Origin of the sequence: Balnearium lithotrophicum, assembly GCF_900182585.1 — a bacterium.
In the GTDB taxonomy this organism is placed as follows: Bacteria; Aquificota; Aquificia; order Desulfurobacteriales; family Desulfurobacteriaceae; genus Balnearium; species Balnearium lithotrophicum.
In genome coordinates this window covers 1-6,042 of the sequence record NZ_FXTM01000037.1, presented here as the reverse complement: position 1 = coordinate 6,042, position 6,042 = coordinate 1, and the positions used below count along the sequence as shown (strand labels likewise).

Sequence of the window (6,042 nt, the reverse complement as noted above, 5' to 3'; positions counted from 1 at the left end):
ATCTGAGGTTGTCTTACTCTGTGGGGTCTTTTGTTTCTGTCTTTGAGGCCTTCTAAACCGTACTTTTTGTATCTATTTTTCCATTTGTAGAAGGTAGTTGGACTTATTCCGAAGTATCTGCAGGTTAGTCTTGCATTTTGGTGTTTTTCGTAGTGTTGAATCCATTTAAGTCTTTTTCTCACGTTTGGGTCTTTTGTTAGGTCGAGTTTTGTTTTGATTTTCGTTCCTCTTTTGATTGTTTTTTTGAAGGGTGTATTTGATATGTGCAGGGATGCTCCTTTGAATTTCTTTAATTGTTTCATTGGTGGACACCTCCTTTTGTTGGAGTTCAAATCTTATTTTAGGGTGTCCACCTTCTTTCTGAACTTCAACACTACTTTCTAAATTTGGAGGAGTCGCATGAAGCGGATAGAAACGGAGAGAGCTCCAAAACCCGTAGCCTCCTATTCACAGGGCATCCTGTACGGAAACTTCATCTTTGTTTCGGGACAGTTGGGAATAGACCCTGAAACTGGAAAGCTCTTAGAGTCATTTGAGGAGCAGTCAAAACAGGCTTTAAAAAATCTAATTTCGATAGTTGAGACAGGAGGGGGAAGCAGGTGCAGTATTGTGAGGGTTACCGTCTATATGAAGAACTTAGAAAACTTTTCGAAATTTAACAAAATATACGAGGATTTCTTTAAGAGCTGTCCTGTTAAGCCTACGAGGGTTGTTGTAGGTGTCAGCGAACTTCCGTTGGGAGCTCTCCTGGAGGTTGAATGCATAGCAGTAAGGGGATAGGAAAGCTGTTTGTTGTTGCTACTCCCATAGGAAACTTAGAGGATATTACACTAAGGGCACTTAGGATTTTAAAGGAGGTTGATTTAATAGCCTGTGAGGATACCAGGAGGACTTTAAAGCTTTTGAACTATTATGGGATTAAGGGAAAAAAGCTCGTTTCATACCATGAGCACAACGAGGAAAGGAGAGCTAAGGATTTAATTGAGGAGTTGAAAAGGGGAAGGAGTGTTGCTCTCGTTTCAGATGCCGGAACGCCCTGTATAAGTGACCCTGGATATAGGATTGTCTCTCTTGCAAGGAGAGAGGGAATAGATGTAGTTCCCGTTCCAGGGCCTTCAGCACTTATTGCTGCACTTTCTGCCTCTGGATTCCCAACGGATAAGTTCTTCTTCGGTGGATTTCTTCCGAGGAAAGAGGGAGCTCTAAGAGAAACCTTAGAGGAGTTTATTGGAAAACACTTTACTTCTGTTTTCTACGAATCACCCCATAGGTTGGAGAGAACTTTAGGTCTAATTTCTGAAATTTACCCTGAAATTGAAATGGGGGTTTACAGGGAAATAACAAAGGTCAACGAGGAGTTTTTAAGGGGAAAACCTAAGGAAATTCTAAGGGAACTAAAAGAAAAAGGAAAGCTTAAGGGAGAATTTGTTCTCATCTTTCCTCCTCAAAAAGTAGAAAAGGAGGAAAAAGATTTGGATGAAGTAATCTTGGAGTTTCTCAAAAAGGGGCTTTCTGCAAAGGAGGTCTCAAAGGAGGCCTCTAAAGTAACAGGCCTCCCAAAAAGAGAAATCTACAAAAGGGTAGTTGAACTACTTAACGATTGAGGGTTTACATTCAACAAGTTCACCGTCCTTGTACTCGTAGGCCTTTATTACACAGGGGCCGCCGATGTACCTCTCAACATCGACAAAGGATGCATACTTCACCTTAAACCACTTTACTGTGAACTCAAATGCCACCATTGGGTCAAAGTCCTTACAGCTGTAAGCATCTAAACTGAAGAAGTCCTCCTCTGGCCATGTGTGAATCGTACAGTGGCTCTCGAGCCAGATAGAGACTCCGGAGACTCCACTATCTTCGGTTGCTCTTCTCTTGAGAGTTTCCTCCATAAACTCGAGGGTTCTACTCTTAACGTTCTCCTCTGATAGTTTCTTTACAAACTGTTCAAGTTCCGATTGGGCAAATGGAAACTTGGCTACAATTGGAGGATAGACCAACGTCATATCTAACTTTCTTGCAAGCTCTTCCATGTAGTCGTAAATAGGCTGAATTGTATTTATCCTTGAAATGTCGCTAACAACCGCATCCATCATTACGTGCCTTCCAACAAACTCCATCTTATCCTCCAAAAAACGGTTAGTTACTTTTTAAGAGGAACGACATCTACAGTTACAGTTGCCTCAATGTCCTTAAAGAGGTGAATTTTTACCTCGTAAGTTCCTATCTCCCTTATAGGTTTCTCAAGTACTATCTGTTTCTTCTCTACATCCTCAAATCCTGCCTTGTGGAGGGCCTTCTCAATCTGAGATGTTGTCACTGAACCAAAAAGTTTTCCTTCTTCACCTGCCTCGTGCTCAATAGTCACCCTTGTCTGGTTGAGCTTTTCGGCAATTTCTTTAAACCTCTGAATCTGTCTTTCAGCCTTTTTCCTTAGTGATTGAAGTTCGTTCTTTACCCTTCTTACATTGCTGTCCGTTGCAGGTAGGGCTATGCCTTCGGGAATCAAGTAATTCCTTGCATAGCCGTCCTTTACGTTAACAATGTCTCCAACCTTTCCTAAGTTTTCCATATCCCTAATTAGTATTACTTTCATTTTCCTCACCTCCTTCAAGTTTTCTAAAGTTTAGCATGTAGTCCAAAAGTCCAAGAATAGCCGAAAGGACAAACAGTGCAGCTGGAAAAATAATAATTGAAATTCCCGTTATCAACTTCCACAGGTTGGAAAGTTTTGACCAAAACCACAGTGAAACGGTTAACCCCTGAAGTGAAATCAGGGAAATGGAAACAATTAGAAGATTTTTTGAGACTTCACCCAATACTCCACTTAATTTTAGAACAACCCCTAACGCAGAAAGGATAAAAAGAATAACCAACCAGAAACCGTACTTGAGGTTGCTTAAAGGTCGGAGCTCTCTACAGAAAAGCCTTGAGATACCGTAGGATAGATAGGAAAAGAGTGAGGATGAAAAGAAGTAGATGCCGTACCTGTAACTTAGTAACTCCTTTAACGGACCAACTTCCTTAGGAAGTCCAAATAAAGTCTCCTCTAAAACCGTTACGAATGTAAGGAAAACCCCTCCAGTTGTAACGGTTATACTCGGGGAAAAGTTTTTCATTAGGAAGAATAGAGCTCCTAAAACTATAACTGAAGAAACATCCAAGAGTGATTCCCTGTTCAGAAAGAAAAGGAACAATAACGCAGGAAATGTTAAAAGGGAGCTCCAGAAGAGACTGTACTCCCTCAGAACCCTTATAAAAACTGGGGGAATAAATATTGAAAGTCCCAGCCCAAACGGTATCAAGCTGGGACTTCTTAGCATTAATCCTGTAGAAACCGTTAAGAGAAACAGAACTATTAACGGTTTTAGTCTTTCCATTTAATCAATCTTCACAAATGGAAGAAGTGCTAAGTGTCTTGCTCTCTTAACAGCTCTTGCAAGCTGTCTCTGGTGCTTTGAACAGACACCTGAAATACGCCTTGGAATAATTCTTCCCCTTTCAGAGACAAATGACTTTAATAAGTCAACGTTTTTATAGTCAATCTTTTCTATCTTCTCAGCACAGAACTTACAGTACTTTCTCCTAACAAATCTCCTCTGTGGAAGTCCATTTGCCATTTCTTACCTCCTTAAAATTCAATGTCGTCAATTTCCTCTTCTTCCTCTAAAACTTCCCTTCTTGGGTCAAGGGCAGAAACCCTATCAGCCCTAACCTCAATTTTGCTCCTGTTTTCTCCACTTTCCGTCTTCCAGGTTGACTGCCTTAAACTCCCTTCAACTAAAACCCTATCTCCCTTGTTGAATCTGCCAACAGCTCTGTCCGCTGCAGCACCCCAAAGAACAACATCAATAAATAGGGTATTGTCCTGCCAGTTTCCGTCCCTGTCCCTGTAAGGGTTGTTTACAGCTATTCTCAGCCTCGTAAATGGAGTTCCGCTGCTTGTGTGTTGAAGTTGAGGGTCAGCAACTAACCTTCCTATGAGAAAAACCTTGTTAAGGTTTGCCATTATTCCTCTCCCTTATTCTCTTCAACGGCTACCTTTTCCTCCTCCTTCTTTGAAAGTTTCTCCTTTAGCTCCTTAACTTCGGAAGGTTTAAGTCTAAAGAGGAGGAATCTAATTACATCCTCGTTAATTCTGAAAAAGTTTTCCATATTCTTTACAAAGTCCCTCTCGTTCGTTCTGATGTATTCAAGAACGTAGTAGCCCTTGTCGTAGTCGTTAATAGGATAGGCAAGCTGTCTCTTTCCCCACTCGTCTACTGATAGAACCTCTCCTTTGTACCTGTTAACGTAGGAGTTAATCTTTTCAATTGCTGCCTTTGTCTCCTCATCTGACATTGTTGGTCTCAATATGTAAACCATTTCGTAGTAGTACTCCCTCATAACTACCTCCATTAAGTACATTTACTCTGAATTTTCTGGTCCAATTCTCCTTTCTGGAGAATCTCCAAAACACAGGAAGCTGCCCTCTTTACAGCCTCCTCAATTAGGGGAAGTTCCTCCTCTTTAAAAGGTGATAAAACGTAGTCAACGACCTCTTCCTTTCTCTCAGGCCTTCCTATTCCAACTCTAATCCTTGGAAATTCCTGAGTTCCCAAGCTTTCAATTACCGATTGAACTCCCCTGTGTCCTCCGGAGCTCCCTTTTAACCTTAACCTCACCTTTCCTAACGGAAGGTCAAGGTCGTCGTAAATAACCAAAATGTCTTTTGGTTCAATTTTAAAGAACCTTGCAAACCGAGAAACACTCTCTCCGCTTCTGTTCATATAGGTTAATGGTTTGAGGAAGAAAACTTTCTCCCCATTAAGCTTTGTTTCTCCGTAGAGGCCGTTAAACTTTTCCCTTGAAAAGGAAATCCCCAATTCCTTAGAAACCTCACCCAAAACCCACCATCCAACGTTGTGGCGGGTTTTTTCATACTCCTTTCCGGGATTTCCAAGGCCTACAACGAGCTTAACCATTACTCCTCAGTTGTCTCCTCTTCTGTTTCTGCTGTTTCCTCAGGTTCTACAACTACTGCAACGGTTTCCTCAGGGTTATCTGCCAACTTTGCTCCTTCGGGAAGGGGAATCTCTCCAACGTGAAGGGCATCTCCAGCATGGAGATTTGAAAGGTCAACAACAATTTTTTCAGGAATTGCCCTTGGAAGAGTTTCGATTGTAACTTCTCTTTTAAGAATCTCTAAAACTCCACCTTCTTCCGAAACTCCTATTGGAGTTCCTACGAACTCAAGTTCTACAGTTACTTCAATTGTTTCTCCAAATTTAATTTCTTGGAAATCTAAATGAATAGGAACATCACCTAACCAGTTGTACTGGATGTCCTTAAGGATGCACATCCTCTCCTCGTCGTCCAAGAGGAGCTTAATGAGTCCATGGTGGTGTTTGATTCTCTTAACCTCTTTCGCAGGAACGGCAATCGGTGTTGCCTCTGGTCTTCCACCGCCGTAGATAACAGCCGGTAGAAGGCCTTCCCTGCGCAGCTTTTTGGCTACCTGTTTTCCTGTTTTCTCCCTCTTGGTAGCCTTTAGTTCTACTACCTTCATATCTACCTCCTAATGTTTTTCTGCGGGAAAGCAAGCCAATATTTACACTTGTACTTGTATTTTGTCAAGTTTTTGTTCTCGTTCAATACATGGTGGACACCCTGGAGTTTTTTAATATATTCCTCAAACTTCTCTACTGGAGTCTTATAACCAAGACCTTGATGAGGCCTAACGAAGTTGTAAAAGTTTAGATACCTAAATAGTTTCCTGTTCATTTCATCAACTTTCGGCTCAGTCCCTTCTATCATCCACAGTTCCTTCTCCACCGTCTGTATGAACCTTTCAACGTGTGCATTGGTCTTGGGAGACCTCGGATAGCTGAAGTAGTGTTCTATTCCCCTCTCCTTAAGGTAGTCCTCTAACTCTCCTATAAACTCACTTCCGTTGTCTGTCTGAACTTTCTCTATTTTGAAGGGAAGAAACTTTTCAAGTTCCTGGAAGAACCTTTTCCCACTCCTGCTGCTTTTTGTAGAATAAACCTTTGCAAAGCCTATTCT

General features: G+C 41.5%; 12 protein-coding genes. 2 read left to right on the top strand and 10 right to left on the bottom strand.

All coding sequences use genetic code 11. The features are described 5' to 3' along the window. The coding region (locus tag FN732_RS09290) for a helix-turn-helix domain-containing protein (RefSeq protein WP_142934556.1) at positions 1-302 on the bottom strand (302 nt) is incomplete at its 3' end. Between the two features lie 97 nt (positions 303-399). Here FN732_RS09290 and FN732_RS09285 point away from each other — a divergent pair. Both FN732_RS09285 and rsmI read left to right on the top strand, forming a co-directional pair. Next, positions 400-780 (top strand): Rid family detoxifying hydrolase, encoded by a 381-nt coding sequence (locus FN732_RS09285; RefSeq protein WP_142936263.1) that lies wholly within the window; start codon positions 400-402, stop codon positions 778-780. After that, complete coding sequence (gene rsmI / locus FN732_RS09280; RefSeq protein ID WP_142936262.1) at positions 759-1,604, top strand: 16S rRNA (cytidine(1402)-2'-O)-methyltransferase; 846 nt, start codon at positions 759-761, stop codon at positions 1,602-1,604. Before FN732_RS09285 ends, rsmI begins: the two co-directional genes overlap by 22 nt. On the opposite strand, the gene FN732_RS09275 is transcribed toward rsmI, so the two are convergent. From FN732_RS09275 to FN732_RS09235, 9 genes are all read right to left on the bottom strand, one after another. Continuing rightward, positions 1,590-2,117, bottom strand: coding sequence for an S-adenosylmethionine decarboxylase family protein (locus FN732_RS09275; protein WP_142936261.1), 528 nt, complete (start codon positions 2,115-2,117; stop codon positions 1,590-1,592). The genes rsmI and FN732_RS09275 overlap by 15 nt on opposite strands. Before the next feature lie 23 nt (positions 2,118-2,140). After that, positions 2,141-2,593, bottom strand: coding sequence for a 50S ribosomal protein L9 (gene rplI / locus FN732_RS09270; RefSeq protein ID WP_142936260.1), 453 nt, complete (start codon positions 2,591-2,593; stop codon positions 2,141-2,143). Continuing rightward, positions 2,574-3,377 carry a YybS family protein gene (locus tag FN732_RS09265; RefSeq protein ID WP_142936259.1) on the bottom strand — a complete coding sequence of 268 codons (804 nt, stop codon included), beginning with the start codon at positions 3,375-3,377 and terminating at the stop codon, positions 2,574-2,576. The genes rplI and FN732_RS09265 overlap by 20 nt, the downstream gene beginning before the upstream one ends. Next, positions 3,378-3,617: a 30S ribosomal protein S18 gene (gene rpsR, locus FN732_RS09260; RefSeq protein ID WP_142936258.1), complete on the bottom strand. Its 240-nt coding sequence runs from the start codon at positions 3,615-3,617 to the stop codon at positions 3,378-3,380. It abuts the gene before it with no gap. Between the two features lie 11 nt (positions 3,618-3,628). Continuing rightward, a complete protein-coding gene (locus FN732_RS09255) occupies positions 3,629-4,006 on the bottom strand; it encodes a single-stranded DNA-binding protein (protein WP_142936257.1) in 378 nt (125 codons plus the stop codon). Next, complete coding sequence (rpsF, locus tag FN732_RS09250) at positions 4,006-4,383, bottom strand: 30S ribosomal protein S6 (protein WP_142936256.1); 378 nt, start codon at positions 4,381-4,383, stop codon at positions 4,006-4,008. The genes FN732_RS09255 and rpsF overlap by 1 nt, the downstream gene beginning before the upstream one ends. Before the next feature lie 11 nt (positions 4,384-4,394). Further along, positions 4,395-4,961, bottom strand: coding sequence for an aminoacyl-tRNA hydrolase (gene pth, locus FN732_RS09245; RefSeq protein WP_142936255.1), 567 nt, complete (start codon positions 4,959-4,961; stop codon positions 4,395-4,397). After that, positions 4,961-5,545, bottom strand: a complete 585-nt coding sequence (locus tag FN732_RS09240) for a 50S ribosomal protein L25 (RefSeq protein WP_142936254.1) — start codon at positions 5,543-5,545, stop codon at positions 4,961-4,963. Before FN732_RS09240 ends, pth begins: the two co-directional genes overlap by 1 nt. 2 nt (positions 5,546-5,547) lie before the next feature. Next, the coding region (locus FN732_RS09235; protein WP_142936253.1) for an integrase core domain-containing protein at positions 5,548-6,042 on the bottom strand (495 nt) is incomplete at its 5' end.

Bases quoted from the DNA above. Each gene is read 5' to 3' on its own strand.
- FN732_RS09265 (WP_142936259.1), bottom strand. From the start codon at position 3,377: ATGGAAAGACTAAAACCGTTAATAGTTCTGTTTCTCTTAACGGTTTCT.
- rpsF (WP_142936256.1), bottom strand. From the start codon at position 4,383: ATGAGGGAGTACTACTACGAAATGGTTTACATATTGAGACCAACAATG.
- pth (WP_142936255.1), bottom strand. From the start codon at position 4,961: ATGGTTAAGCTCGTTGTAGGCCTTGGAAATCCCGGAAAGGAGTATGAA.
- FN732_RS09240 (WP_142936254.1), bottom strand. From the start codon at position 5,545: ATGAAGGTAGTAGAACTAAAGGCTACCAAGAGGGAGAAAACAGGAAAA.
- rplI (WP_142936260.1), bottom strand. From the start codon at position 2,593: ATGAAAGTAATACTAATTAGGGATATGGAAAACTTAGGAAAGGTTGGA.
- FN732_RS09285 (WP_142936263.1), top strand. From the start codon at position 400: ATGAAGCGGATAGAAACGGAGAGAGCTCCAAAACCCGTAGCCTCCTAT.
- FN732_RS09275 (WP_142936261.1), bottom strand. From the start codon at position 2,117: ATGGAGTTTGTTGGAAGGCACGTAATGATGGATGCGGTTGTTAGCGAC.
- FN732_RS09255 (WP_142936257.1), bottom strand. From the start codon at position 4,006: ATGGCAAACCTTAACAAGGTTTTTCTCATAGGAAGGTTAGTTGCTGAC.
- rsmI (WP_142936262.1), top strand. From the start codon at position 759: ATGCATAGCAGTAAGGGGATAGGAAAGCTGTTTGTTGTTGCTACTCCC.
- rpsR (WP_142936258.1), bottom strand. From the start codon at position 3,617: ATGGCAAATGGACTTCCACAGAGGAGATTTGTTAGGAGAAAGTACTGT.